At 62.7% G+C, this 24785-nt stretch carries 27 protein-coding genes; 12 read left to right on the forward strand and 15 right to left on the reverse strand.

The annotated features are described in order from the left end of the window. Positions 1 to 90: 90 nt before the first annotated feature. From B0E48_RS05450 to B0E48_RS05465, 4 genes are all read right to left on the reverse strand, one after another. Positions 91 to 330, reverse strand: a complete 240-nt coding sequence (locus B0E48_RS05450) for a helix-turn-helix transcriptional regulator (protein WP_077516600.1) — start codon at positions 328 to 330, stop codon at positions 91 to 93. 4 nt (positions 331 to 334) lie between these two features. Next, positions 335 to 655, reverse strand: coding sequence for a DUF2178 domain-containing protein (locus B0E48_RS05455; protein WP_217317814.1), 321 nt, complete (start codon positions 653 to 655; stop codon positions 335 to 337). A gap of 217 nt (positions 656 to 872) precedes the next feature. Then, a complete protein-coding gene (locus B0E48_RS05460; protein ID WP_077517018.1) occupies positions 873 to 1715 on the reverse strand; it encodes an MnmC family methyltransferase in 843 nt (280 codons plus the stop codon). A gap of 302 nt (positions 1716 to 2017) precedes the next feature. Further along, complete coding sequence (locus B0E48_RS05465) at positions 2018 to 3118, reverse strand: hypothetical protein (protein ID WP_139350153.1); 1101 nt, start codon at positions 3116 to 3118, stop codon at positions 2018 to 2020. A gap of 410 nt (positions 3119 to 3528) precedes the next feature. Here B0E48_RS05465 and B0E48_RS05470 point away from each other — a divergent pair, with 410 nt between their 5' ends. The 6 genes from B0E48_RS05470 (at position 3529) to msrA (ending at position 7601) form a co-directional block, all read left to right on the forward strand. Continuing rightward, complete coding sequence (locus B0E48_RS05470) at positions 3529 to 3936, forward strand: hypothetical protein (RefSeq protein WP_077516604.1); 408 nt, start codon at positions 3529 to 3531, stop codon at positions 3934 to 3936. A 95-nt stretch (positions 3937 to 4031) separates the two neighbouring features. After that, positions 4032 to 4733 carry a histidine phosphatase family protein gene (locus B0E48_RS05475; RefSeq protein WP_168170290.1) on the forward strand — a complete coding sequence of 234 codons (702 nt, stop codon included), beginning with the start codon at positions 4032 to 4034 and terminating at the stop codon, positions 4731 to 4733. Positions 4734 to 4809: 76 nt separating this feature from the next. Next, positions 4810 to 5094, forward strand: coding sequence for a hypothetical protein (locus B0E48_RS05480; RefSeq protein WP_077516608.1), 285 nt, complete (start codon positions 4810 to 4812; stop codon positions 5092 to 5094). Positions 5095 to 5385: 291 nt separating this feature from the next. Further along, complete coding sequence (locus B0E48_RS05485) at positions 5386 to 6489, forward strand: diguanylate cyclase (protein ID WP_168170291.1); 1104 nt, start codon at positions 5386 to 5388, stop codon at positions 6487 to 6489. Positions 6490 to 6645: 156 nt separating this feature from the next. Further along, positions 6646 to 7095: a peptide-methionine (R)-S-oxide reductase MsrB gene (gene msrB / locus B0E48_RS05490; protein ID WP_077516612.1), complete on the forward strand. Its 450-nt coding sequence runs from the start codon at positions 6646 to 6648 to the stop codon at positions 7093 to 7095. After that, positions 7092 to 7601: a peptide-methionine (S)-S-oxide reductase MsrA gene (msrA, locus tag B0E48_RS05495; protein ID WP_077516614.1), complete on the forward strand. Its 510-nt coding sequence runs from the start codon at positions 7092 to 7094 to the stop codon at positions 7599 to 7601. Before msrB ends, msrA begins: the two co-directional genes overlap by 4 nt. Positions 7602 to 7685: 84 nt before the next feature. On the opposite strand, the gene B0E48_RS05500 is transcribed toward msrA, so the two are convergent. Then, positions 7686 to 8432 (reverse strand): glucose 1-dehydrogenase, encoded by a 747-nt coding sequence (locus B0E48_RS05500; RefSeq protein ID WP_077516616.1) that lies wholly within the window; start codon positions 8430 to 8432, stop codon positions 7686 to 7688. A 97-nt stretch (positions 8433 to 8529) separates the two neighbouring features. On the opposite strand from B0E48_RS05500, the gene B0E48_RS05505 reads away from it, so the two are divergent. Beyond that, positions 8530 to 8913, forward strand: coding sequence for a helix-turn-helix domain-containing protein (locus tag B0E48_RS05505; protein ID WP_077516618.1), 384 nt, complete (start codon positions 8530 to 8532; stop codon positions 8911 to 8913). A gap of 48 nt (positions 8914 to 8961) precedes the next feature. Here B0E48_RS05505 and B0E48_RS05510 read toward each other — a convergent pair whose 3' ends face one another. The 3 genes from B0E48_RS05510 to B0E48_RS05520 form a co-directional block, all read right to left on the reverse strand. Then, a complete protein-coding gene (locus B0E48_RS05510) occupies positions 8962 to 10509 on the reverse strand; it encodes a glycosyltransferase family 39 protein (RefSeq protein WP_168170292.1) in 1548 nt (515 codons plus the stop codon). A 201-nt stretch (positions 10510 to 10710) separates the two neighbouring features. Then, positions 10711 to 11421 carry a DUF899 family protein gene (locus tag B0E48_RS05515; protein WP_077516622.1) on the reverse strand — a complete coding sequence of 237 codons (711 nt, stop codon included), beginning with the start codon at positions 11419 to 11421 and terminating at the stop codon, positions 10711 to 10713. A 25-nt stretch (positions 11422 to 11446) separates the two neighbouring features. Next, the gene (locus B0E48_RS05520) at positions 11447 to 12106 is read right to left on the reverse strand and encodes a glutathione S-transferase family protein (protein ID WP_077516623.1); all 660 of its coding nucleotides are present in this window, start codon (positions 12104 to 12106) and stop codon (positions 11447 to 11449) included. Between the two features lie 161 nt (positions 12107 to 12267). On the opposite strand from B0E48_RS05520, the gene B0E48_RS05525 reads away from it, so the two are divergent. The 3 genes from B0E48_RS05525 to B0E48_RS05535 are packed head-to-tail and all read left to right on the forward strand — an operon-like array spanning position 12268 to position 15005. After that, a complete protein-coding gene (locus B0E48_RS05525; protein ID WP_077516625.1) occupies positions 12268 to 12987 on the forward strand; it encodes a glutathione S-transferase family protein in 720 nt (239 codons plus the stop codon). Positions 12988 to 12990: 3 nt separating this feature from the next. Further along, positions 12991 to 14172: a transporter gene (locus B0E48_RS05530; RefSeq protein WP_139350154.1), complete on the forward strand. Its 1182-nt coding sequence runs from the start codon at positions 12991 to 12993 to the stop codon at positions 14170 to 14172. Further along, the gene (locus tag B0E48_RS05535; protein ID WP_254423853.1) at positions 14169 to 15005 is read left to right on the forward strand and encodes a methyltransferase; all 837 of its coding nucleotides are present in this window, start codon (positions 14169 to 14171) and stop codon (positions 15003 to 15005) included. The genes B0E48_RS05530 and B0E48_RS05535 overlap by 4 nt, the downstream gene beginning before the upstream one ends. Positions 15006 to 15090: 85 nt before the next feature. On the opposite strand, the gene B0E48_RS05540 is transcribed toward B0E48_RS05535, so the two are convergent. The 3 genes from B0E48_RS05540 to B0E48_RS05550 all read right to left on the reverse strand — a co-directional run bounded on the left by B0E48_RS05540 (position 15091) and on the right by B0E48_RS05550 (position 18651). Beyond that, entirely contained in the window at positions 15091 to 16449 is a 1359-nt protein-coding gene (locus B0E48_RS05540) for an FUSC family protein (protein WP_254423879.1), read from the reverse strand. A gap of 157 nt (positions 16450 to 16606) precedes the next feature. Continuing rightward, positions 16607 to 17983 (reverse strand): serine hydrolase, encoded by a 1377-nt coding sequence (locus tag B0E48_RS05545; RefSeq protein WP_254423854.1) that lies wholly within the window; start codon positions 17981 to 17983, stop codon positions 16607 to 16609. Positions 17984 to 18159: 176 nt separating this feature from the next. Further along, on the reverse strand, positions 18160 to 18651 hold the full coding sequence (locus tag B0E48_RS05550) for a hypothetical protein (RefSeq protein WP_139350155.1): 492 nt from the start codon (positions 18649 to 18651) through the stop codon (positions 18160 to 18162). 211 nt (positions 18652 to 18862) lie between these two features. Between B0E48_RS05550 and cycA the strand changes: the two genes are divergently transcribed. Beyond that, positions 18863 to 20257: a D-serine/D-alanine/glycine transporter gene (gene cycA, locus B0E48_RS05555; RefSeq protein ID WP_077516636.1), complete on the forward strand. Its 1395-nt coding sequence runs from the start codon at positions 18863 to 18865 to the stop codon at positions 20255 to 20257. A gap of 225 nt (positions 20258 to 20482) precedes the next feature. Here the strand turns inward: cycA and B0E48_RS05560 are convergent, their stop codons facing one another. The 4 genes from B0E48_RS05560 to B0E48_RS05575 form a co-directional block, all read right to left on the reverse strand. Then, positions 20483 to 21022, reverse strand: a complete 540-nt coding sequence (locus tag B0E48_RS05560) for a Spy/CpxP family protein refolding chaperone (RefSeq protein WP_077516638.1) — start codon at positions 21020 to 21022, stop codon at positions 20483 to 20485. 63 nt (positions 21023 to 21085) lie between these two features. Continuing rightward, the gene (locus B0E48_RS05565) at positions 21086 to 21457 is read right to left on the reverse strand and encodes a hypothetical protein (RefSeq protein WP_077516640.1); all 372 of its coding nucleotides are present in this window, start codon (positions 21455 to 21457) and stop codon (positions 21086 to 21088) included. A 342-nt stretch (positions 21458 to 21799) separates the two neighbouring features. Next, the gene (locus B0E48_RS05570) at positions 21800 to 22351 is read right to left on the reverse strand and encodes an NADPH-dependent FMN reductase (RefSeq protein WP_077516642.1); all 552 of its coding nucleotides are present in this window, start codon (positions 22349 to 22351) and stop codon (positions 21800 to 21802) included. Beyond that, entirely contained in the window at positions 22348 to 22776 is a 429-nt protein-coding gene (locus B0E48_RS05575) for an OsmC family protein (RefSeq protein WP_077516644.1), read from the reverse strand. The genes B0E48_RS05570 and B0E48_RS05575 overlap by 4 nt, the downstream gene beginning before the upstream one ends. 211 nt (positions 22777 to 22987) lie before the next feature. Here B0E48_RS05575 and B0E48_RS05580 point away from each other — a divergent pair, with 211 nt between their 5' ends. Continuing rightward, positions 22988 to 24637, forward strand: a complete 1650-nt coding sequence (locus B0E48_RS05580; RefSeq protein WP_077516646.1) for a multicopper oxidase domain-containing protein — start codon at positions 22988 to 22990, stop codon at positions 24635 to 24637. Positions 24638 to 24785: the final 148 nt, after the last annotated feature.

Below are 24785 nucleotides of genomic sequence, written 5' to 3' on the forward strand. Positions count from 1 at the left end.
CAGCCTGTTTATACGCCAGAAGTGCGTGGACGGATGCCCACCTGGACGAAGTCATTGGAGGCTTCGAGGTGTTGATGGGACCGCGAGCATCTAGCCAGCGTCGGAGTTCGCTGCAACGTTGCCTTCAGCTCCGCCGGGTTGCCAGTGGAACACTTCGTCGACCCGTTTGCCGAACAGATGGGCGATGCGGAAGGCGACGTCCAGCGACGGCGAATAGCGCCCCTGTTCGATCGCGGCGATGGTCTGACGCGTAAGGCCTACGCGCTTGCCCAGTTCGGCCTGCGTCATGTCCTGCGCGAGGAAGCGCAGCAGGCGGACCTCGTTGCTCATCGATTCAGTGGGCAAGGCGCGGCCGCCGGTAACCGATCAGGATCAGGGCGTAGCGCACCGTCTCGGCCAACACGATTCCGAGCAGAGCAGTGTTGACAAGCTTCCAGCCACTGTTGTTGAACGGCATGACGACGCCGACAACGATCATGCCCGTGATCAGGACGAAATAGGCCATGCGGGTCGCGCGCCCGTCGATCGCGCGGTCGCGCTCGTCTTCAAGGAAGGGCTCGCCAGCTTCACGCCGCTTGATCATCAGCAGGCCGCTGACGTAAGCCACGGCATGGATGCTGGCCACCACGGCGAGGCAGCCGATGCGTTCCAGCATGGTCGGCAGCAGGTTCGGAAACCCGATCTGGATCGCGAAATAGACGCAATAGACGGGGCACATGCTCCACAAGGCGAGCCAGGCACGCTTCTCAAGTGACGACATGATTTGGCCTTTGGGTTAACTATGTTGAACGTAATGTCAAACAAAGCTGACATAATGTCAAGAAAATTGACCAGCCAGGACGGGTTGAGACGTCTCCGTTCGCGAGACCCATTCAGCGCCGTGTCGCCAGTACGCCGTCCAGCGCGAGCTGCGCCTTGAATCCCGCTTTCTCCAGCCGTTTTTCCACCTCGCGCGGCACGTCGCGCCCGCTGGTGAGTTTGTTCGGGCTGCCGGTGTAGTGGAACAGGCGTCCACCGCGGCGCAGCACGCGTGCAAGCTGGTCGTAGAAAGTCTGCGAGTACAGCTCGCCGGCGATACCGAAGCGCGGTGGGTCGTGCAGCAGCGCGTCCACTGACGCATCAGCGATCTGCGCAATCGTTTGCGACACGTCAGCATGGGTGAGTTGCAGGCGTCCGCCGCTGGCGGCCGCGTCGGGATCCGGCGACCACGGGTTGAGCGTGCGCAGCCACAGCACATCGGCGTTCTTCTCAAACGAGTGGATGCTTGCTACGCCAGCCTCCAGACAGCAGGCAGCGAAGTAGCCGAGGCCGCCGCAGGTATCGAGCACCACCTTGCCGCGCGGTTCGATCAGGGCCACCTTGCGTCGCGCGTCCTCGAAGGGCGACTCCTTCGAGGTGGGTAGCATCTTGATGCCGTCGATCTCGAACGTGGGCGCGCCCCACTCGGTGGGCACCAGCTTGATCAGTGAGCCGGCATAGCGCGACACCGGCGCGAACTCATCACGATCCCAGACATAGATCGTACGGTCCTTCAGCCTGGGCGGATACGGATAGCGCTGGCCTCGCCACTGCCAGGCGTCAGCCTGCATCACCGCGCTGCCGTTCGAGCGCCCCAAGTCCAGCGAGCCAGTCCATTCGCCTGCACTGGCATCGCGCGCGGCCAGCAGTGCCTCGGCGATCGGACGCGTGAGCAGGGGGCCGGAATAATGCGACACGACGGGCAATCTCCTGGGACAGTGGCAGTTGGCCGCAACGCGACCAGGGGGCGGCATCGTAACCCACTGCGTAGCTGGAGTCGTTGCACTGGCACGTTTCGAACGTGAGATCGAAGCCGTCATCGGCCGTTGTACGAGCATAGGCGCGGCTAATCAGCCCAGCCGGGAAAAGGGCACCGCTGGAAGTAACTCTGGTCCGCGTTGACAGCACTGACCGGCATTGGAACAAACGCCGAGGGGCGCATACGCCCCTCGGCCACCACTCTTACTAGCTAGATTTCAGCGTACCGCGACTGGTGTGCTTAGTTCGATTCGGTAAACTTTATCGACGGCGATGATCCACCGGTGGCGGTGCAGCTGCCCAGGTTCAAGTTGTTGCTCTCACCGGTCGAGCCGGCGTTAGCTGCGCACGTCGGCTTGGCAGTACTCCCATCGCTTACTGCCAGATTCACGGTGATCGACGAGCCGGAGTTGAACACTGCTTCCGATCCGCCAGCGTTGCCGACGACATTGAACTCGGTCTGGTCCCATGCGCTGGCGAGATCCAGCACGCTGTCCTTTGCGCTGAGCGTGTAGGCTGTGGTGCCGTTGGTGAACACCACCGTGTCGTTGCCGCTGGTCGTGGCAGTGCCGGAAATCTTGAGGTTGGCCAGCTGGGTGGCCGGTACATCCGGAGCCGTTACGGCGGAACTGTTCTTGTAGCAATCACCGGCGCCGTCGCTGCCAAATCCGCTGGGGCAGCTGCTGCCGCCGTAACCGAGCAGCCAATACTGGATGAAAACGGCTGCCTTGCCTTTGGTGCTGTAATCCGGCGAATAAATGAATTGCTGCCAGACCGTGCAGCCCGAATGACTTTTGCATGCGCTGGTAGTCTTGTTGTAATTCGAATTCACCTGGAGCGTGTATTCGTTCGGTCCCAGAATGCCGCCGCCGCCGAAGGCCGCAACGCCTACGCCCTTTTCAGAGGTTACGCCGGTGACCGATGGAAAGGTCCCTGTGGCACTTTTGATCAACCCCGAAACTTCAATGGCATAGTCGGCACCATTGCCGGTGGTCTGCGTACCACCAGTGCCTGCGCTCTCTGCAAACCTCGTCAAGGCATCAGGACGCCGCGGCAATGGGTGGGAAAATGGCTGTACCTGGGTGCAAGCCACCTGTTTCCAGAGAATGCTGGGGAACGTGGCCTGAAAGCAGCCTTCCGAAGGTGCCGCCATACGGACCATGTCCTCGTGCCAGCTTTGAATGGCCTGGGCCTGCACCATCGAAGGGGCTTGTGCTTGATCAACGCCGTTTTCGACGGCAGGTGCAGCAAAGGCCGATGGAAGCCACGCAGCACTAACGAGACTTGCAATAATCGCGATCTTGAGCAGCTGACGTGTGCCAGAAATCTTCTTGGATTGCATAGATATTCCCCATTGGAAGCAAAGTGTAGTGGTCGTCGGACTTGGATTATCCAAATCCAAAGGTATTCCCAAAACAAAATACAACCCGGAGTCCCCGTCTCCGTATCACCATGCAATGGCGACCGCCGTACGCTAACCACTATCGTGGCTATTTGGTAGCTGCAAGTTATTGCGATTTTTTTAATGAAAGCGGCATTACCAAGGCGGCAGCAAAAAGCGGGTTCATCCAGAATGGAATCGTGATCGGAGTCCACTTTATCGAGATGAATCTGGACGATGATAATGAGTTGGTCAAGTCCTCTTCTCAGCATCTATCGTGCAAGCTGGAACAGATACCCCTTTTTCGTTGAACGGCACGGGCCTATGCTGTGGCGACGGCGGCGCATGCCGCGTTACTCCGGAGTTGTGCCATGGCGAAGAAATTCATTCGGTGGTTGCCGATATGCTTGCTGGCGGTCGCGCTGCCCATCCTCGCGCAGGCGGCGGATTCTGACAGTACGGTATCGAAGCAGGTCGGTACGGCCAGCGCCCATGCCGGCATGGCGCTCGGCGCGGCGGATCTGAAGACGGTGCATGCGCATCTGCACCATGTCATCAACTGTCTGGTCGGGCCATCCGGCAAGGAGTTCGATGCCCAGGAAGCGGACCCGTGCAAGGGCCAGGGCCAGGGTGCCATCGTCGATGCCAAGGGCGATGCTGCCAGTGAGTCCAGACTGCACGCCGCTTTGACCGAGGCCGAGCATGGCTTGAAGAGCACGACGCTGGACGGTGCACACGCGGATGCGCAGCAGGTCCTGACTACGCTGCAGGCGAAATAGCGGCCAGCCTCTCCAGAGCAGGGTCGAATCAGCGTTAGCGCATTGCGGCTTTCTGAATGGCACTGCGCGTTTTGCAGTTGCGCGATACTGCGGCCATGAACAGATTCCTGCTAAGCCTGTGTTGCCTACTGCTGACCGCCGCAGCACATGGCGCGGATAGACAGGCACCCGCGGCGCGAACCATCGTGCTGGTGCGGCACGGCTATTACGTGCCGGATCCGGCCATAGGCGACCAGCCGGGGCCGCATCTGGCGCCGATCGGCGTGGCACAGGCGCAGTTGGTGGGCGCACGCCTGGCTGGCCTGCCGACGCGTTTCGATGCGATGTATGTAAGCCCGGTGCAACGCGCGCGCGACACAGCGGCGATCATCGCTGGCGATTTCCCGGGGCGTCATTTCGAGGTGGTCGACGATCTTGCCGAATGCACGCCGCCCACCCGGCGGGCCGAGATCATGGCTCATGAAAAGCCGAAAGACCTGGCGGCGTGCAGCGCCCAGCTCGACCGCGTATTCGCACGCTACTTCAAACCTGCCACAGGCCATGAGCGCACCGACCTGTTCGTATGCCACGGCGACGTGATCCGCTACCTGATCATGCGCGCGCTTGGCGTGGACACCAAGGCGTGGCTGGAAATGTCGGTGGGCAATGCCAGCATCACTGAGATCCGCATCGAAACCAACGGCAGCTTCAAGGTCATCAGCGTTGGCGATGTCGGGCATCTGCCACCGAGCATGCTCACGGGAGCTACCGGCGACAGAGAACGCAGCCTGGCGATCCCGCCGTTGCCTGTTCAGTGATCTCCTGTCGCGAGAGCTGGCATCACCATCTCGAGCGGCGAGCTATGTCTGTGCCTCACCGGTTACGAGCAAAGCCATGCTGGATGACATGGACGACAGCCTGCTCGGCGCCCACCACGAACCGTGCAGTCTTGACGCGGATATCCCGGACCAACGTGTCTCACGAATTGCCGCGGCCTCTCGGCTTGATGTAGCGCAGCTGCCCCAATATAAGTTCACGCTGTTCTCGCCGCTTGAGGTCCTGCGCAGCAAGCAACTGCTGTCGCCTGGTCATGCGCACAGCAGTCTGATCCGACGGTTCCTTCGCCGGTCGATGAACGATGTGGGCGATGAAGCCGGGCCATGTGCTGACATGCCATAACGATTGGGAGCGGGATACGTCTCGAGTATTCACGGCGAAGACCTCAATCACAGATCAAGAACTGCCAGAGGGACGAACTATTGCCAAGTGGGCGGTCAGGCTGCACCTTCGACCGTTAGTCGCGCGTGATATCCAGGATATGGATTCCGAAACGTAACGGGGCAGAGCTCCTTTCCAACCTTGTCAGTCAAACTGCGGGGTCAAAGTGAGCTGGCCCGGTATGGCCTTTTGACCCCTTAGCGCTGCGACTCGTCGTAGACTCGGCCAAAAATGCCCGGGCCAGCTACAGCCATGACGCATCCCACTCCAGGTGACGAGCACGCGCATCAGCGGCGCTCGCCGTGGAGCGAGAGTGGTGCGTCCGACCGCCGCGCGATGCTCACTGAGATCCTGGCGCAGGTGTCGATGGAGGCGTTGCAGGGCGATACGCTGGAAGCCATGCTGCAGCGGATTGTCGATTGCGTGGCGCGGCGACTTCCGGTGGCCATTGCCAGCATCATCCTGCTCAATGACGAGGGTACGCATTTCGTGCAGGAGGTCTGGTCGGGCATCGAGCTTGACCTGCCTGGTGAGTTGCCATGGCCGGTGACGATCGGTGCCTCAGGCCGTTGCGTGCGCAGCGGCGAGGCCCAACTGATCGCCGACGTGGAAGCGGATGCGGATTACGTGCCCGGCAACTGTCGGGTGAAATCCGAGTATCTGGTGCCGATCCGGCATCGTGCGCACCTGCACGGTGTGCTCAACCTCGAAAGCACCTCCGCGGATTTCTTCACGCCGGAAGTCTGCGCGATGTTCGATGCCGTTGCGCTGCAGATCGCCGGCGCCGTCCACCTCGCGCGCGTGGTGCGCGAGCTGGAGCTGGCCAACCGCAAGCTGGAGCAGCTGTCGATGAGCGACGGCCTTACCGGCATCGCCAACCGTCGCAGCTTCGACCAGCGTCTGGCGCAGGAATGGGAGCGGCATGCTCAGGACGGAGAGTTTCTGGCCTTGTTGCTGGTCGATGTCGATTGCTTCAAGGCGCTCAACGACGCCTGCGGCCATGTGTTCGGCGATGAGTGCCTGCGTGTGCTGGCGCGTCTGTGCGCCGAGATTGTCCAGGGCACGCAGGCGCACGTCTCGCGCTACGGCGGCGAGGAATTCGTGCTCCTGTTGCCGGGGCATGACTTGAGCGAAGCGCAGCGTCTTGGGGTGGATTTGTGCCGCCGCATCGAGGCGCTGGCTATCGGGCATCCCGCTTCGATCGTGGCCAACCACGTCACCGTCAGCATCGGCGTCAGCGCCGCACGCCCGGATCCCAGGCAGCCGCCGGAATCCCTGATCGCCGTCGCCGACCACGCGCTCTACGCGGCCAAGGCCAAGGGCCGCAATGGTGTCGTCGGGATGCCTTGCACGTAACCGTGAGCCGCTCTGGTGCGTAATGCAAAAGTGTGCAGGTTGGGGTTCGCCTGGCTGACCCCAATCTATGCACTATTCCAATCTATCGGCGACGTTGTCGGTCTGGATCATGTTATCGGTTCAACCCCGGGACCTTTGTCTGAAGCAGGAGAGCCCATGAACACGTACAGCAAGAACCCCGCTGCCATCGCGAAGCTCACGCCGGAGCAGTATCGCGTCACCCAGCAAAGTGCCACCGAGCGTCCCGGCACCGGCGAATACCTGGACAACAAGGCGCCGGGCATCTACGTCGACATCGTTTCGGGCGAGCCGCTGTTTGCCTCGTCCGACAAATTCGAATCGGGCTGCGGCTGGCCCAGCTTCACCCGGCCGATCGAGCCGGCCAACGTCAACGAATTGCGCGACGGCACGCACGGCATGATCCGCACCGAAGTGCGCTCGGCGCACGGCGACAGCCATCTCGGCCACGTGTTTCCCGATGGCCCGCGGGATCGTGGCGGCCTGCGCTACTGCATCAACTCGGCCTCGCTGCGCTTCGTCCATCGCGACGATATGCAGGCTGAGGGTTACGAGGATTATCTGAATCAGGTGGAGGATGTGCAATGACCAGCGAACGTGCCGTGCTGGCGGGTGGCTGCTTCTGGGGCGTGCAGGATCTGCTGCGTCGCTATCCCGGCGTGATCGCCACCCGCGTGGGTTACACCGGCGGCGATGTGCCGAACGCGACCTATCGCCATCACGGCAGCCATGCGGAGGGGATCGAGGTGATCTTCGACCCGTCGGTGCTGAGCTATCGCATGCTGCTGGAATTCTTCTTCCAGATCCATGATCCGTCCACGCCGAACCGGCAGGGCAATGATCGTGGCAGTGCCTACCGCTCGGCGATCTTCTACACCTCCGCGGAGCAGAAGCAGGTGGCCGAAGACACCATCGCCGACGTGGATGCCTCCGGCCTGTGGCCGGGCAAGGTGGTAACGGAACTGGCACCCGCGGGCGACTTCTGGGAAGCCGAGCCCGAGCATCAGGATTACCTCGAGCACTACCCTAACGGCTATACCTGCCATTTCGTCCGACCCGGCTGGAAACTGCCTCGTCGCGAAGCGGCAGGCTGACAACAGTCGATATCGGGCAACTATTGCCGCGATATCGGCTCCGGTTTCGGGCGCATTCCATGGTTGGAATGCGCCCTTTGCCGATTAACGCACGCCGCCGCCGGCAAGCAGCTGTTCGCCCGTGAGCCAATACGAGTCATCGGAAGCCAAAAACACCGCAATCGCGGCGATGTCGTTCGGCTGACCGAGCCGACCCAGCGGGGTTTGCGCGACGGTGCCCGTTTCGAAATCCGAACCGATGAAGCCGGCGGCATGGGTGCCTTCGGTTTCGACCATGCCCGGGTTCAGTGCGTTGACGCGGATCTTGCGGGGACCCAGCTCACGTGACAGCACGCCGGTGATGGCATCCACCGCGCCCTTGGTGCCGGTGTACACCGCACTGCCTGGCGGGGTGATGCGGGTGACGACGGAGCCGATGTTGATGATGCTGGAGCCCTCGCCAAGGTGCTTGCTGGCAGCCTGGGTCGTCAACAGCAGGCCGAGCACGTTGACGTTGAAGTGCCGGTGGAAGTCTTCTTCGGTGATGCTCTCGAGCGGGGAGAATCCGTACACGCCGGAGTTGTTGACGAGGATATCCAGCCGGCCGAAATGCTCGATCGCTGCGTCGACGATGGCTTGAGCATCGGCTGCCTTGGAGACGTCGCCGCGTACGGCAACCGCGTTGCCGCCGGCTGCACCGATCTCGGTGACGACGGTATCGGCGCCGGTCTTGCTGGAGGCGTAATTGACGACCACGGACGCGCCAGCGGCGGCCAGTGATTTGGCAATGGCCGCGCCAATGCCTTTGGATGCGCCGGTGACAATGGCGACTTTACCTGCGAGCTTGCTCATGACATTTCCTGTGGTGCGTGGGTGGAGTTCTATACTTCTATAGTTCGTAACTTATGAACTAAAGAACTAGATGTCAAGAGCTGCTACCATCAAAACCATGAGGCCGCTGATTCACCCACCGATCGAAGACATCACCGTGGAAGGCATCCTGCATGCCCTGTCCGACCCGGTGCGTGTGGCGATCTATGCGGAACTGGCCGGCGCGACGTGCACCAGCATCTGCTCGAACTTCCTGCAGGTCAGCGACCGCAGCATCCCCAAGTCAACGCTTTCACAGCACTTCCGTGCGCTTCGCGAAGCAGGGCTGGTGCATAGCGAGCGGCGCGGTGTGGAAATGCACAACACCAGCCGTTGCATGGAGATCGAGCAGCGCTTCCCCGGCCTGCTTCCCGCGATCCTCAGCGCGCATAACGTCCAGTCCGCGGACCGCGCTCGCGCCATCAAGCGCAAGCAGGCTGCCGCCAGGAAGCTGGGTAGCTGAGAGTGGCGGCGGAAGACCGGCTCGCGTTTTCAGCAATGGCAGCCTGGCTCAGGTGCCGCTCTTAGGTGCAGCGAACATCAGGATGGTGATTTCGTTGCCTTCGGGGATTTCCAGGGCCGGGGTGCCCAAGGCGGCAATGCGGGTCTTGAAGGCGTCCAGCTCCTCGCGCTGACCCATCGCCGAGCGGCCGTTCACCGCCCAGACGCGGCCGCCTTGTTTCCAGCGTGCCAACGCCACGTCGAGTCGCGGCGTCACCAGGGCGGTGTTGCCGATCGGTGCTGCATCCCTGGGTTGCAGCACGGCGAGCATGGTGGGTGCGTTCGGGTCGCCGGTGAATACCGTGTCGCCGGGGCGAACATTGGCGGCCAGCGTGGCGGCGGCCTTGTCCCAGCGCGGCTTGGTTTCGGTCCGGTAGACCGGTGCAAGATTGACTGCGCACAGCAGCAACAGTGCGGTAATCGCGGCGGGCACGATCCGACGGGGCAGTGCAGCGGCGCCGATTCCGGCCAGCACGAAGAACGGTACGGCGCTCCACAGGATATAGCGCGGCAGCACCATGGATTTGACCAGCGAGATGGCCAACAGCAACAGCGGCAACACCGCGAAGCCCAGCAGCAGGACGCGTCCTTCCAGCCGTCCGCGCATGCGAAGCAGCCCGATGCCGCCCAGCACCGCCACCAGCAATCCGAGCAACGGTACGGCCGTAGGCAACACGCTGAAACGCACCACGGCGGCCATACGCATCAGATAGGCACTCTTGGCGACGACCCGGAGATTTTTCCAGCTCAACGGCGGGATCCAGTCGAATTTCTGCAACATCTGGCCATCGCTGGCCGCCAGAATCGCGCCGTAAAAGGGCACGCAGCACACCAGGATGATGGCTACGCTCAGCAGCCAGTTGCGCCGGAAGCTGGTCCGCTGCTGCTGCGATTGTTCCTGACGCAGGCTGCACCAGATCAGCAGCAGCGACACGTTGGCGGCGATCAACCAGGGCGCTGCATCGCCGAGCACATCCAGCGCGCCGATCGTGCCGATCACATAAGCCGCCCAGCCGCGGCGATCGAAGCCGGGATGGCGAATATCCAGCGCAGCCCGCCCGGGGTTTTGTGCGAGCCGCACCAGGCCCCACAGCGCGACGGTGATCAGCAAGGTGACGAGCGTATACGAGCGCGCTTCCTGGCCGTATTGCACCTGCAGCGGCGACAGCGCCATCAACAGTCCGGCGACGATCGCGGCGCTGCGTCCGCCGATGCGCCGTGCGATGACGAACACCATACCGGCCGACATCGCACCGAACAGCGCCGACGGTATCCGCAGCCACGCGTCGGCCGAGTCGAACTGCGAAAACAGTTGCAGCATCAGGAAATAACTCGGCATGTGCCGGTTGCTGAAGCTGTCGGCGATCAGGCCGTCGAGGCCGAGATGAATGCGCTGGTAGGTCAGCGCCTCGTCGAGCCAGAACGGCTGGCTTTCGATGTGGAGCAATCGCGCCGTCAAGCCGATGAGCAAGACGATCAGCATCCACGCGATGTCGCCACGCAGCCATTTTTCGATGGTGCCGGTTTGCTGGTTGTCGATGGCGATGGGTGCACTCAAGGGGAAGCAACCATGCTGCTTGCAAGGGCGATACAAGTGGCCGGGACACATCGCTAAACCGTCGTGGAATATTTCATGGACATGACAGTCCAGCGATCTGTCTCGGGGGGACAGACCAACCTAACGCGTCTGGGATGAATCGGTTGTCAGCCTGAAGTTACACGTTGGGTCGCATTCAGTCCGCTGACCTGGATACAGGCATCAGGTCGGGTAATCGAGCTTCGGGTACCAGTCGCTGCCGCGCCCTTCGGGTGTCACGTCGAGGATGGTCCACAGCGGCATCAGGTCGGGTGCGCCGCGGGCATCCTGGCCGGGGTCGGCACTTTCGGAACCCATCTCGCCGCTCCAGTAGTGACGGATGCTGCCGTCGCGGCGGGTGAATACGGTGAATGCCGCATCGTCGCCACCGTTCTTGTCGATGCCGTGGTAATCGCGGCTGAAGTTGCCGTTGATATCGGAATACAGCTTGAGATCGCGCCAGCCGCGTTCACTCGCGAAGGCGACCAGACGTTCGATCGGCGAGCGTGCAACGACCGCCAGCGCGACGCGCTGCCCGATGTCGCGTGCCTCGCCATTCCATGCACTCAGCAGCGACGTGCACATCGGACAGGGGCGCTCTCGCTGCGGACCGAACATGTAGCTGTAGACGACCAAGGTTTGCTTGTCGCCGAACAGGCCGGCCAGATCGAGCGGCCCGTCTTTGCCTTCGAAGCGGTAGTCGCCGGTCACCTCACCGCCGGGTGGCAGCGCGCGGCGCTGCTCGGCCACGCGTTCGATGTGCCGGCGCAGTTCGATCTCCTCGACCAGCAACGCATGGCGCGCACGGCGATAGTCGGCACTTTCGTTCGGGAACGTCATGCTGCTTCGCTTCGCCATTTCGGCGGCGGGGACGAGAGTGGGGCTGTCGGGCATGGTCAATCTCCTGGGGAGCGAAAGGTCAGTCGCGGTCGGGCGCGCCGAGCGGGAACAGCGGGCGATACGGGCGTGCCTCGTCGACGGCGCGCGCGAACGACGGGCGCGCAAGCAACCGTTTCCGGTAGGCAATCACGTTGGAGAACGAGGTATCGATGCGATGCGTCCAGTCGGCATAGAACAGGAATGGCGCGGCGCCGCAGTCAGCGAGGCTGAAGCTGCCACCGGCCGCCCATTCGCGGTCGGCCATGACCTTGTCGAGCCAGCCGTAGGCGGTATCGAGCATCGCGCGTGCGTCGGCGACGCCACGCGCGTCGTGCTCTGCTTCCGGGCGCAGGCTATCGGCGACGATCTTCTGCTGAGGTGTCGAGATGTAGTTGTCGAAGAAGCGGTCCATGCTGCGGACCTCAAGCGCGGCGCGGGCATCCGTAGGCAGCAGCGACACCGGCCCCGGATGAAGCAGGCCGAGGTATTCGATGATGATGCTTGCCTCGGTGATCGTGCGGCCGGCATCCACCAGCACGGGAAAGCGCTTCAACGGCCATAGCGCCGCGAATTCCTGCAGTGCTTCAGGGTTCTCGTTCGACAGCAGTCGCCATTCGAACGGAGTGCCGTTTTCGTACAGGGCAACCAGGGCCTTCTGGCAGTAGGAGGAAAAGGGGTGGGCATAGAGCTTCAAGGTCATCGTGGGTCACCACTGGATCAAGAAAGGGCTGTTTTACCTGACGACGAACGGGATCGAGGGAAATCGACACGCAATCAGCGGATCCGGGCCACCACTGCTGACACGATGTTGTCAGCAGCCCCGGGGCACGCTATGCACACCTCCCGTCGCCGAGCCTGCCGATGTCTTCATCGAGCCTCACCCTGTACGCCACCCGGGCCGGCTTCGGTCTGCCCGATACCAGCCCGTTCGTGATCAAGACCGAGGTGCAGCTGAAGATGGCTGGTCTGGCCTATGACAGGACATCCGCCATTCCGCCGCAGGCACCAAATGGCAAGTTGCCTTTCATCAATGACCACGACGAGGTGATGAGCGATTCCACCTTCATCCGTGCGCATATCGAGCGCAAGTACGGGGTGGATCTGGATGAGGGTCTGGACGCACGCCAGCGGGCGGAGTCCTGGGCGATCGAGCGTTTGCTCGAGGATCATCTCTACTTCGCCATGGTCTGGTTCCGCTGGATCGATCCGGAGAACTTTGCCAAGGGCCCGGCGCATTTCGCCGATAGCGCACCCGAAGCAGACCGCGCGCAGTTGCGTCATGACATGCAGGCACGCAAGGCGGTCGAGCTGCATGCGCAGGGGCTGGGTCGGCATTCGCCCGCGCGTATCGCCGAACTGGGCAAACACTCGATCGACGCGCTATCGCAGTTGCTGGGCGACAAGCCCTACCTTATGGGCGGATCGTCCGGTGGCGTGGATGCGACCGCCTTCGGCGTGCTCGCCTGCGTCATCACGCCGTTCTTCGATACGCCGTTGCGTCGTGCGGCGGAGGCTCATCCGAACCTGGTCGATTACGTCGCCCGCATGATGCAACGCTATTACCCTGAACACGTATGGTGAACCATGGGGCCAACGCCTGCGACTTTTCGCACGACTTGGTCTTACCCTGCGCAAACTATTGCTGGCAGGCGAATGAAAGGGCAAATGAACACACTCAACCTGTGCCGGAGCTGCTTTCTGTTTTGTATTCTGGTGGCTGTGTCGCTGCCCGGTCCTGGTCACGCACAGGAAAGTGCGGCCGCGTCATGGACCGATCATTCGGGCATGGAAGTCGATGGAGCCAACGTTCATCCTGAGCTTGCGGATGAGGCGGCCGGCACGGTAGGTATTGCCGATGCTTCGCAGCTTGCTCCCGCACCGTATTCGATACGTCAGAGCCGGGACGATGCATGGTGGACCGGCCCCATGCTGGCCAACTCGGCCGAAACATTGCCGCCCGGCCACTTCCTGGTCGAGCCTTATGTTTACGATGTGCATTCCAGTCACGTGGACGGCTTTGGATCGCGCGCTTACATGCTTTACGGGCTCGCACAAAACCTGACGGTCGGTTTCATCCCCATCGTGGGTTACAACAGGATTGCCGATGGCCGGAATAGTTCGGGTGTCGGGCTGGGCGATATCGGCGTGCAAGCCCAGTACCGGCTGACGGAATTCCATGAGGGCAGCTGGATGCCGACGATGGCCATCCAGGTGCAGGAGACCTTGCCGACCGGCAGGTACGACCAGTTGGGGCAGCGGCCGAGCAATGGGTTCGGCGGCGGAGCCTATGCGACCACCTTGGCGATCAACTCCCAGACCTATTTCTGGTTGCCCAACGGCCGCATTGTGCGCATGCGCTTCAACGTGTCGAAGACGTTTTCCAACAAGGCGGACGTGCAGGGCGTGAGTGTCTACGGCACCGGGAATGGTTTCCGCGGCAGCGCCAGGCCCGGCAATGCCGTCTTCGTGGATGCAGCATGGGAATACAGCCTGACAAGACGCTGGGTGCTCGCGCTCGATGCCACATACAGCCACGACAGCAACACCCGCGTGAACGGGTATGACGTGGTGGATGCAGGCAGTACGCTGCCATTGCCTGGAGTCCGGTTGAACTCGGGTTCCAGCGTGGCGTTCGGCGTTGCGCCCGCCATCGAATACAACTGGACTCCCAGTCTTGGCGTCCTGCTTGGCACTCGCGTGATTCTCGGCAACCACAGCACGGTCCCCACGATCACACCGGCGCTGGCACTCAACTATGTCCATTGAGGTTTAATCTAGCGAGCCGGGAAAGACTGCTTCGATCACAAGTCGTACTTCAGGAGGTCATCATTATGAAGCTCCACCGTTTTTTGATTGCCGCTGCTGCTCTGGTTGCATGGACCGGTGTGCCGGCGAAATCGGCTTCGGACGTGCCGGCATACATTGCCAGTGCGGTGGCCGATGCCGGCCGGCCAGCGGATGACAAGACCCAGGATGCGAACCGCAAGCCCGAAGAGGTGCTGGCCTTCGCTGGGGTCAAACCGGGCGACAAGGTCGTTGATCTCATGCCGGGGTCCGGCTACTACACGCGCATCTTCAGCAAGATCGCTGGTGTCCAGGGCAAGGTCTACGCACTGCAGCCAGCGGAAATGAAAAAGATTGCGCCGAAGAGGCTGCAAAGCCTGATGACGTTTGCAGGCACCCCGGCTTATCCGAACGTGGTGGTTCTGGTTCAGCCTATCGCCGCGATCAAGCTTCCCGAGCGCGTCGATATGGTATGGACGTCCCAGAACTATCACGACCTGCATGATCCCTTCATGGGTTCGCTGGACATGGCGCACTTCAATAAATCCGTTTTCGATGCCTTGAAGCCTGGCGGCATTTTCCTGGTGCTCGACCATGCCGCCGCCGATGGCAGCGGCATCTCCAGGACGAACGACCTGCACCGAATCGATCCCGCGTCGGTAAAGGCCGAAGTCACTGCTGCCGGCTTCGAGTTCGTCGGCGAGAGCAAGGTTCTGCGCAATCCCGGGGACGATCACTCGCTTGCGATCTTTGACAAGTCGATCAAAGGCAAAACCGACAAATTCATCTACAAGTTCCGCAAGCCGTTGAACTAGGCCACGAACAGGGTGCGCGGTGGTTGAGCGAAGTGCCTGGTGCCATGGCACCAGGCACTTCGCGGGATGAAGCAAGCAGAGAACTCTATTCGGGTTCTCGAACCGTGCTCTCCGGATGGTTTTCCAGCGAACGGCACAAGTTTCGCAACGCCTGCTGCAACTCTGTGGGCTCATGCATTGCCTTGCGCGCTGCGCCGACAGCACGGCGTACGAGGCCCGGCGTCTCGCCTTTTTCGATCAGTGCGACTGCGGGATCCCGGCATGCCGCCAGCGCATCCACCCAGTCAGCCTGCTGCATGGTCCGGAAGTGCCGGGTGACCAGACGGCTGGCCCGGAATGCCGGGGCGACCTGTTCCACGGACGCGATGGCTGCAACGAAATCATCGGGCCGGCGCGTTGGCGTGGCCGGATCCAGCGCATCGGCGAGGATCGCCAGCGTGTCGGCGATCCGCCGCCGCAACACGGCGGTCGATCGCACGGGCAGCACGAACCACGCGGAGGCGACACCGATGATCGCTCCGATCACGATTTCCTCCAGGCGGGGCCACAGGATGAGTGGTGCCGACGAACCCGAGAAGCCCTGCAGCAGGGCCAGCGCGAGGGTGACGAACAGCGCCCACCACGCGTAACCCAGCGGGCGCAGCCACACTCCGAGAAAAATCGCGGTGAGAATCAACAGGACGGTGGTGGTGTCGTGCGAGCCGAGGTGCAGGGTGAACGTCAAGGCGAGCAGGGTGCCGGCTGCCGCGCCCAGTACGCGCAACACGCTCTTGTACGCGACATCCAGCCGGCCACGGTTGCCACTGATGACGATGAACGTGGTGAGCACGATCCACGCCCAGCGTTCGGCGAAAAAGACGTAGCCCACCACGAAGGACATCGCCAGCGCGACAGCCATCTGGATGGCCATCCGGGTGCTGGCGATGGGACGCAGCGAACCCTCGCGTGACGGCGCCGGTTCAGGCGCCGGATGTTCCTGCATGCGCGCTGGCGGCAGAAAATGCACGCGACGGGCCAGCGCATGCAGCACGCTCACCCACAGCAGCGCCAGCAACGCAATGAGGATCGGCACCAGCGACGCCGGGATCGCGCTGGTGGGGTCCGCCCGGATATGCGGTGTAGTGAGCAGCACCACGAACGGCAGCGCGATCAACGAGCTGGCTCGCCGCGTCATCGGGCCGAACCGGCGCAACCAGATCGAAAGGAACATGCCGGCAACGAAGACCAGCGCGCCAATCCATGGTGCGCGATGCAACAGCATGCCGACGCCGACCGCGACCAAACCGACCACTGGCAGGGCGATGGCCGCCTCGATGCGGCCACGCAGATCACGATCGAGATGGCTGCGCGAAAGCGACAGGCTCAACACCACCGCCAGCACGACCGGCCCTGGCCCCGGCGCGATTGCCAGTGCGCACAGAAGTGTGGCTATGGCTGCCAGCATAGTCACGCAGGCCTCCCGCAGCGACTGCAGCACGATGGCAATTTTCGCTGCGCTGCCGAATGGCTGGTTTGTCGTCGAAGCAGAGATCATTCGTGTCACTGGAGAATCGGTAATGGAATGGGTCGTGGGACGCAGGACTGGCGAGGAAGGTGGCGTGCTAGTGCACCGCCGCTGACACATCGTTGATCAGTCGCACCAGACCACGCATGTCGAAGTTCGGCGGATCGAGGGTGGAACCCAGCCGCACGATCACCAGCCGTCTGGACGGCACAATGACGATGCGTTGCCCGTTCATTCCCGAGGCGAAGTACGCATCGCCGGGCATGCCGGCGATGATGTGGCTGCCGTCCGCTTCGGTGCCGGTATTGGTCCAGAAGCCAGAGCCGTAGATGCTGTCGAGCGTCTGCTTGCTGACATAGGCGCTCCAGCCTGCAGGCAGGATGCGGCGGCCGTCGAGCATGCCGTCGTCGAGATAGAGCTGGCCGAAGCGCGCCCAATCGCGGGCGGAGGCATAAATGCGGGTGGAGCCGACCAGGGTTTGCGCGCCGTCGAATTCCATCAGCACATGCTGCATGCCAAGTGGATCGAACAGCTCGCGGTGCGCGAAACGGATCAGGCCGGGCGCGCCGCCGCCGATGGTGTCGCGCAGGACGCCACCAAGGATCAGGGTGTTGCCGCTGGTGTATTCCCACTGCGTTCCAGGCGGTATGCGCAGCGCGGCATTGGCGGCGTACGCGGCCATGTCCTTTTTCAGGAGCAACATAGTGGACACCGGATCGAAGCCGCTGTCGTCCTCGGTGAGGTCGAGTCCTGAGGTCATCCGCGACAACTGGTCTAGCGTGATGTGCCCACGCGGATCGCCAGCTGCTTTCCACGCCTGCACCGGTGCCGGTGCTTGCATGTCCAGCTTGCCCTGGCGGACCAGGATGCCGAGCAGCGTGTTCACCACCGACTTGCTCATCGAGTAACCGAGTTGCGGCGTGTTCGGATCGAAGCCGGTGGCGTAGCGTTCGGCGATGAGCTTGCCGTCGTGCAGCACAACGATCGCGTGCACGTTGCGGCGCGGGCCGTTGGCCGGTTCCGCAAAAGCATGTGCCAGCGCGTCGACGATGGCCGGGTCGGTGTTGACGACCGGCGCCGCGGAGGTTGCCGCGAGTGATGCCACTTCACGTGCTGCCTGCAGGGTTGCCGCATCCGGGGTCATCGTGGGCAACGCGCATCCGTAGCCGGGGTAGTAGGTCGCCACGCTGGTGAAGCGGCCACGCCATTGCGCGGTGACGGTTCGCTGCGCGGTATCGACGGCATAGCGCAGGTGCGGCAGCAGGATGTGCATGCCCTGCATCGGCGCGATGTTCTCGGCAAACACCCGATCCGCTGCCAGGCCGGAAACGAACACATCCGCGCACAGCGTCTGCGCGACATTGGCGGTGGCGACCTGCAGCGCCCGGTCCGGCCGTTTCCACGCGACAAGCGTGGCCAGCACCATAGCCAGTGCGAACACGATGCCGAGCATCGTCCCGAGAAATTTTTTCAAGCGGTTTGGCACAAGATTCCTTTTGCAATGTTCCATGGTGGGCATGGATGACGGGCGCAGTGGGCGCCTCGCATGCCGGTGTCACGCTACCCGATACATCGCGACTCGGGGAGTGACAGATGTCAGTCACCGCATGTCATTGTCTTTGGCTGTTTATCTCGAGCCGACAGACGACTTCACGTTTCTGAAGCCGGGATATTCTGAGGGGTTGTTGGTGGTTGAATCTGCGCGTTCTGGTAAGCCTGAAACTCGCTTATGGCGCGATGGTCCGCCGCCACATAGAACAGGTAGGCGATCAGGCCGGCTAGCAGATCTATCTTGATCGTGATGTCTGTCGTATCGATGACGCGATAGTCGAATTTCAACCCGAGGCTGAAGGCGTAGTGCATATCGCCCAGCCTCACGGACGCAATCTGCAATGCCCAGTAGACAATCCCGAAATAAAGAATGCGAGATGTCGGTTTGCGCAAGTGCCAGACAAGCAGTCCTGCGCATCCAAGCGCCACGCCCATGAGGAGAGACCCTTCGATCGCACCGAAGATGCCACCGTAAATGTCCAGTCGGGCCACGATCATCGTGTACAGGCCAAGGAGGACGCTCAATATCGTCCAGATCAGCAATGCATTCTCCAGCGCGGTACGTCGCGGGGGGCTGAACTTCTCGAACATGGTGATCCCCGATTGCCTGAGACGCGCCACGCGACGATTTGCATGGCTATGCAGGTGCCAAGCGATTGCACCGCATCCCCCGGCAGTGCGCAAGCACCAGCTTTCCGGCCGGCGGGACGAGTGCGTGGCTTTTACGATCCGTAATACGCCATTGGCGGTATGCCCGCGTTTCTTCTATGTTGGCGCATCCCACACGCCAAAGGCGCGCACCATGACGGCATCGCTGGAGCATCCCGAGCACCTCAGGCGCAGCCTGTCCAACCGGCACCTGCAACTGATCGCCATCGGTGGCGCGATCGGCACCGGCCTGTTCATGGGGTCGGGCAAGACGATCAGTCTGGCCGGGCCGTCGATCGTGCTGGTCTATCTGATCATCGGCGTGATGCTGTTCTTCGTGATGCGCGCGATGGGCGAGTTGCTGCTGTCGAACCTGCAGTACAAGTCGTTCATCGACTTCTCCACCGACCTGCTCGGGCCATGGGCCGGCTTTTTCTGCGGCTGGACTTACTGGTTCTGCTGGATCATCACTGCGATCGCCGACGTGATCGCGATCGCCTCCTACGCACAGTACTGGTTTCCGGGACTGGCGCCGTGGATTCCGGCGGTGCTGTGCGTGCTGTTGCTGCTGAGCCTGAACCTGGCCACGGTGAAGCTGTTCGGCGAGATGGAATTCTGGTTCGCGCTGATCAAGATCATCGCGATCTGCGCGTTGATCGTGACCGGCTTCGGCCTGGTCGCGTGGGGTTTCCGCTCGCCGTCGGGGCACGCGGCGTCGGTGGCCAACCTGTGGAATGACGGCGGCGTATTCCCGAAGGGGCTGGGCGGCTTCTTCGCCGGTTTCCAGATCGCAGTGTTCGCCTTCGTCGGCATCGAACTGGTCGGCACCACCGCGGCCGAGACGGCCGATCCGAGGCGCAACCTGCCCAAGGCGATCAACTCGATCCCGGTGCGCATCATCATCTTCTACGTGCTGGCCCTGCTCGCGATCATGGTGGTGACACCGTGGCGCATGGTCGAGCCCGGCAAGAGCCCGTTCGTGGAACTGTTCGTACTGGCTGGTATTCCGGCCGCCGCCAGCCTGATCAACTTAGTGGTGCTGACCTCGGCGACGTCGTCGGCGAACAGCGGCATCTTCTCCACCAGTCGCATGCTGTTTGGTCTGGCCGAGGAGAATCATGCGCCGAAGGCGTTTGCCCGACTGTCGCGCGCGGCGGTGCCGTCACGCGGCCTGCTGTTCTCCTGCTTCTGCCTGCTGCTGGGGGCGGCCCTGATCTACCTGATCCCGGACCTGGTCACTGCGTTCACCCTGGTCACCACGCTGTCCGCGATACTTTTCATGTTCGTCTGGTCGCTGATCCTGTTCGCCTATATCGCGTACCGGCGCAAGCGCCCGCAGCTGCATGAAGCGTCGGACTACAAGATGCCTGGCGGCGTGTTCATGTGCTGGGTCTGCCTGGTGTTCTTCGTCTTCGTGCTGGTCCTGCTCAGCCTGCAGTCCGATACCCGCCAGGCCCTGCTCGTGAGTCCGCTGTGGTTCGTGCTGCTGGCGGCGGGTTATGCCTGGAGGGGGCGCCGGACCTCGCGCCCGGGCGGCCCGGTGGATTGATTCCGCTGGCTCGGTGAGGGTAGGTCGCGCGTCTGCCCGACGCGGTCGGGCAGACTGAAGTTCACCAGCACGCTGCGGGAATGACCGGCCTGCGTGCAGAACGGCTGGACGTGCCGACGGGCCATGCAGATCTGTCGCGGCGATCCAAACAGAAGGCCCGCCAACCGGCGGGCCTTCTGTTTGGACGGTTGATCTCCATGCCTGGCTCTCAACCGGGGGCTTGGTCTAGTTGGAAGCCGGTGCAGCGGAAGAACCCGCGGCCGCCGGGGCAGCGGCCTTGTGCTTGTGCATGGCCTTGTGTTCTTTCGGCCCGTTATTGCGGTACATCGCGTCAGCAGTCTGCTTCTGGTCGGTCGACAACACGGCGTACAAATCACTCATCGCGGAAGACAGCTTCTGCATGTTTTCCGCATGCAGCTGGGTGAGTGCGGCATAGGACTTCATGGCTTCGTCGGCGTTCATCGTCGGAAGCTTCTGCGCGCGGTCGCGGAAGGCGTCGGCGGCCTTCTTGGCGTTGTCGCGCATCGTCTGGGCGAAGGCGTCCCACTGTTTCGACTGCGCGTCGGTGATCTTCAACTGGGTGTGCAGATCGCTGATGCGTTGTTCCACGGCATCCGCGCGCTTTTGTGCGTGATGCATGGTGTGTGTCGCATTCGAAGCTGGCGCAGCGGGAGCCGTTGCTGCCTGCTGCGCCCAGGCTGGGCTGCTGAGGACGGCAAACGACAGCAAGGCGGGTACGGCAAGGTTGCGAATGGCGTTCTTCATGGTTGGATGCTCCGATTCACTAAGGTCGGATCGACGACGGCCCGGCTGGGCGCGTCGCGGCATTTAATCTTGATACGGTGCATTCGGATCGGGTGGCGGCGGAGGTGGGTTGTTGTTGTCGTAGTAAACCACTCCAGGCGGCGGTGGCGGTGGCGCCGTCGTGTAGACCACGGCGGGTGGCGGTTGCTGTGCCGAATTCGCAATCACCGTGCCGGCGATCACGCCCAGCAAGGCACCGGCGATAAGCGCGCCGCCGTTGTTGCCACCACGGCGATAATCATGGCCGCGGTAGTACTGGGGAGCCGGCCGTCCGTGATATCCGCCGCGTTGGTAGTACTGCTGCGCCTGGGTGGGCAGCGCGGATGCCGTCATGGCCACGGCAAACAAGGCTATGGCGATCTGACGGTATACATGGGTACGAGAAGTGTGAGTCATGAAAGTATCCTCCTCACGATGTCGCGGTTGTCGCATGCATCGGCCAGCATCGGATGCCTGCGAGGGCATGAATCGGTGCGGCGACCGTGGGTAATGACAACAACGTCTGGCATGTCATTACGATCGCCGACGGCCGAGTCTATGACAAATCATGTGCAGGGTTACGCATGCAGCCTGGGGAAGTGGGGATCGGTTCATGCCGCCCCGGCCATGGACCGGCAGCGATCGTGATCCTGGGCATCCGATCCTTGATATTGCCGGCGCGACCAACTGGAAAACCCAATTGGATTCATGAGGTTGGCTTGACGATATCAGGGTGGATCGGCATGGGCGCGAGTGCGGCTAGCTTGCGATATAGGCCGCGAAACCGTGCAGGAAATTGCCGAGTTGCTGGCGGATCGCTTCGTCCTGCAGCTCGCCGTGCTCGTCGAACACCTTGGACGCGCGCGATACCAGCAGGCGGCCGCCGGACCAATGCCGCGTGCCCAGCGTCTTCAGTATCGGCAGCCAGCCGTTCTGGGCGAGGATGGTGCCGAAGCCGCCAGGTGAAGCGCCGATCAGCGCGACCGGACGGTTGCCGAAGATGCGCGGGATGTCGGAGGCCGGGCGCGACAGCCAGTCGATCGCGTTCTTGAACACGCCGGGTACGCCGTTGTTGTATTCCGGCGTGACCAGCAGCAGGCCATCGCTGCCGGCGATGCGCTCCTTCAGCGTGGTGACCGCGGCGGGCAGTCCTTCGCGCTGCTCCAGATCGCCGTCGTAGAGCGGGATGCCGTGCAGCGTGGCGACATCCAGCGTGACACCGCTGTCGACCAGGGTCGTTGCTGCATGCAGCAAGGCGGTGTTGTAGGACCCGGCACGCAGGCTGCCGGAGATGCCCAGGATGCGGGTCATGTGCGGTTTCCTGTGCTGTCCGCTGCCAGTTGCGTGGCGATGCGCACCTCGCCACTCAGCACCTTGTGGATCGGGCACATGTTCGCGATCTGCAGCAGGCGTTCACGCTGTTCGTCGGTCAACAGCCCTTGCAGGGTGATCGCACGCGCGATGTCGTTGCCGGCAGCAGGTGGCCCATCCGGATTGAAGCGCAGCTCGACGCCAACAGCGGTCAACGGCCATTGCTTGCGCGCCGCGTACATCTGCAAGGTGATGGCGGTGCAGGCACCGAGCGCCGACAGCAGCAAGCCGTGTGGCGACGGGCCAGCGTCGGCACCGCCCACCTCGGATGGCTCGTCCGCCAGCCAGGCATGTCCGAGTCCGTCGGTCAGTGTCACCGTGTAGGGCACCGGGCCCGTGATGGCGCGGACGGTGGGGGTGGTCATGAATGTGTGCTCCGTGGCATGTCCGCAGCATCATCACCCGATCGCGTTTCATCCACCAGACCGGTCCGCATTGCGCGATGGGTTGCCACATGTCTGTCATGGGGATTGCCTAGGGTGGCTGGATGACATGTACATATTGTTGCTGTGCTCGCCCTGTTGCGCGCGGCCGCGTCCGTGACACAGTGGACCAAGCCGGCCAGGATGGTCGGTCGTGACGCTTTCGCGCCGTCGCTTCCTGTGTGGAGCCGGCAGCCTGATCGGCGGGTTTGCCGTTGCCGATGCGTTGCGCCTGGCATCGGCAGGCACGATGCCGATGGCAATGCCTGCCCGAATGTCGGCACCAACGCTGGCAGCACCGAAGGTTCCACTGCTCAATCCGACTTCACTGACGCGCTTTGTCGATCCCCTGCCGGTGCCGCCGATCGCGCGTGCAAGCGGGACACGTGCGCATCCGGCCTATCCAGGCCGTACGTTGCCGTATTACCGGATGGAGATGCGTGCCTTCAGCGCGCGCCTGCACCGCGACCTGCCACCCACGCCGCTGTGGGGTTACGACGGCCAGTCGCCGGGTCCGACCTTCGAGACGACGCGTGGCGAGCCGTTGCTGATCGAATGGGTGAATGCCTTGCCGACCGAGCACTTCCTGCCGATCGACCACAACATCCACGGTGCCGAAAAATCCAAGCCTGCGGTGCGCGCCGTGACGCACGTGCACGGTGCGCGCGTGCCGGCGGGCAGCGATGGCTGGCCGGAGGACTGGTATGTGCCGGGCCGCTCGGCGCAGTTTCACTATCCGGGCGTGCAGGATGCGGCGACGCTGTGGTACCACGATCATGCGATGGGCATTACCCGGCTCAACATTTATGCCGGACTGTTTGGCGCGTTCAATGTCCGCGACGCGGACGAGCAGGCGCTCGGCCTGCCATCGGGGGATCACGACCTGCCGCTGATCCTGTGCGACCGGCTGATCGCGCGCGATGGCCAGCTTTACTACCCCGTTTCCGATGACCCATCGGCGCCGTGGGTGTCGGAATGCCACGGCAATGCGGTGCTGTGCAACGGCAAGCTCTTTCCCTATTTCGAGGTCGAGCCGCGACGTTACCGCTTGCGCCTGATCAATGCGGCGAACACCAGTTTTTTCGATCTCTCGTTGTCGCATGGGCATTCGTTCCAACAGGTCGGCAGCGATCAGGGGCTGTTGCCTGCCCCGCTGGAGCGACCGCGGATCGAGCTGTATCCGGCCGAGCGCGCCGACGTGGTGGTGGATTTCACCGGCTTGGCGGGGCAGGCGGTGCAGCTGCATCACCAGAGCGAGGCGATCCTGGAGTTTCGTGTGCGCGACCGTGGGCGGCGCGATACGTCCGTGCTGCCAGCCACGTTGCGCCCGGTCGCGTGTATCGATCCGGCGACAGCCGTGCATGATCGTCTGTTGACGATAGGCGAGCAGGACGATGCTGGCGGCAATCCGATGATGATGTTGCTCGGCGGCAAGATGTGGTCGGACCCGGTCACGGAGAAGCCGAGGCAGGGCACGACCGAAACCTGGAGCTTCGTCAACATCACCGGCGATGCGCATCCGATCCACCTTCATCTGGTGCGCTTCCAGGTGATCGATCGGCGTCCGTTCGATCTGTTCGCCTGGAACGCGCATCGTGCCGTCAAATACACCGGCCCGGCACAACCACCGCCACCGCACGAAGCGGGCTGGAAGGACACCGTGCGTGCCGATCCCGGCATGGTCACGCGTATCGCGATGCGCTTCGAGGGCGAGCCCGGTCGTTATGTGTGGCATTGCCACTACCTCGAGCACGAGGACAACGAAATGATGCGGCCCTACCAATTGCTGCCGGCGCAGGCCTGATCGTCACGCACGCGCTGTGCGCTGACGCACATGCTGGTGTGTTGTAGCCGCACTGTCATGCAGGACGCGTGCGTTGTCGCGCGAGTGCCAACGCAATGTCATCTGCGCGGACCAGACTGCCGACGGCCGGCAGGCGCGCTTCGCGCGC

Origin of the sequence: Rhodanobacter sp. C03, assembly GCF_002001175.1 — a bacterium.
GTDB lineage: Bacteria > Pseudomonadota > Gammaproteobacteria > Xanthomonadales > Rhodanobacteraceae > Rhodanobacter.

Excerpts from the sequence above, each read along its gene's own strand:
- B0E48_RS05450 (WP_077516600.1), bottom strand. The coding sequence starts at position 330 with ATGAGCAACGAGGTCCGCCTGCTGCGCTTCCTCGCGCAGGACATGACG.
- B0E48_RS05455 (WP_217317814.1), bottom strand. The coding sequence starts at position 655 with ATGCTGGAACGCATCGGCTGCCTCGCCGTGGTGGCCAGCATCCATGCC.
- B0E48_RS05465 (WP_139350153.1), bottom strand. The coding sequence starts at position 3,118 with ATGCAATCCAAGAAGATTTCTGGCACACGTCAGCTGCTCAAGATCGCG.
- B0E48_RS05470 (WP_077516604.1), top strand. The coding sequence starts at position 3,529 with ATGGCGAAGAAATTCATTCGGTGGTTGCCGATATGCTTGCTGGCGGTC.
- B0E48_RS05475 (WP_168170290.1), top strand. The coding sequence starts at position 4,032 with ATGAACAGATTCCTGCTAAGCCTGTGTTGCCTACTGCTGACCGCCGCA.
- B0E48_RS05480 (WP_077516608.1), top strand. The coding sequence starts at position 4,810 with ATGCTGGATGACATGGACGACAGCCTGCTCGGCGCCCACCACGAACCG.
- B0E48_RS05485 (WP_168170291.1), top strand. The coding sequence starts at position 5,386 with ATGACGCATCCCACTCCAGGTGACGAGCACGCGCATCAGCGGCGCTCG.
- msrB (WP_077516612.1), top strand. The coding sequence starts at position 6,646 with ATGAACACGTACAGCAAGAACCCCGCTGCCATCGCGAAGCTCACGCCG.
- msrA (WP_077516614.1), top strand. The coding sequence starts at position 7,092 with ATGACCAGCGAACGTGCCGTGCTGGCGGGTGGCTGCTTCTGGGGCGTG.
- B0E48_RS05500 (WP_077516616.1), bottom strand. The coding sequence starts at position 8,432 with ATGAGCAAGCTCGCAGGTAAAGTCGCCATTGTCACCGGCGCATCCAAA.
- B0E48_RS05505 (WP_077516618.1), top strand. The coding sequence starts at position 8,530 with ATGAGGCCGCTGATTCACCCACCGATCGAAGACATCACCGTGGAAGGC.
- B0E48_RS05515 (WP_077516622.1), bottom strand. The coding sequence starts at position 11,421 with ATGCCCGACAGCCCCACTCTCGTCCCCGCCGCCGAAATGGCGAAGCGA.
- B0E48_RS05520 (WP_077516623.1), bottom strand. The coding sequence starts at position 12,106 with ATGACCTTGAAGCTCTATGCCCACCCCTTTTCCTCCTACTGCCAGAAG.
- B0E48_RS05525 (WP_077516625.1), top strand. The coding sequence starts at position 12,268 with ATGTCTTCATCGAGCCTCACCCTGTACGCCACCCGGGCCGGCTTCGGT.
- B0E48_RS05530 (WP_139350154.1), top strand. The coding sequence starts at position 12,991 with ATGGGGCCAACGCCTGCGACTTTTCGCACGACTTGGTCTTACCCTGCG.
- B0E48_RS05540 (WP_254423879.1), bottom strand. The coding sequence starts at position 16,449 with ATGCTGGCAGCCATAGCCACACTTCTGTGCGCACTGGCAATCGCGCCG.
- B0E48_RS05550 (WP_139350155.1), bottom strand. The coding sequence starts at position 18,651 with ATGTTCGAGAAGTTCAGCCCCCCGCGACGTACCGCGCTGGAGAATGCA.
- cycA (WP_077516636.1), top strand. The coding sequence starts at position 18,863 with ATGACGGCATCGCTGGAGCATCCCGAGCACCTCAGGCGCAGCCTGTCC.
- B0E48_RS05560 (WP_077516638.1), bottom strand. The coding sequence starts at position 21,022 with ATGAAGAACGCCATTCGCAACCTTGCCGTACCCGCCTTGCTGTCGTTT.
- B0E48_RS05565 (WP_077516640.1), bottom strand. The coding sequence starts at position 21,457 with ATGACTCACACTTCTCGTACCCATGTATACCGTCAGATCGCCATAGCC.
- B0E48_RS05570 (WP_077516642.1), bottom strand. The coding sequence starts at position 22,351 with ATGACCCGCATCCTGGGCATCTCCGGCAGCCTGCGTGCCGGGTCCTAC.
- B0E48_RS05575 (WP_077516644.1), bottom strand. The coding sequence starts at position 22,776 with ATGACCACCCCCACCGTCCGCGCCATCACGGGCCCGGTGCCCTACACG.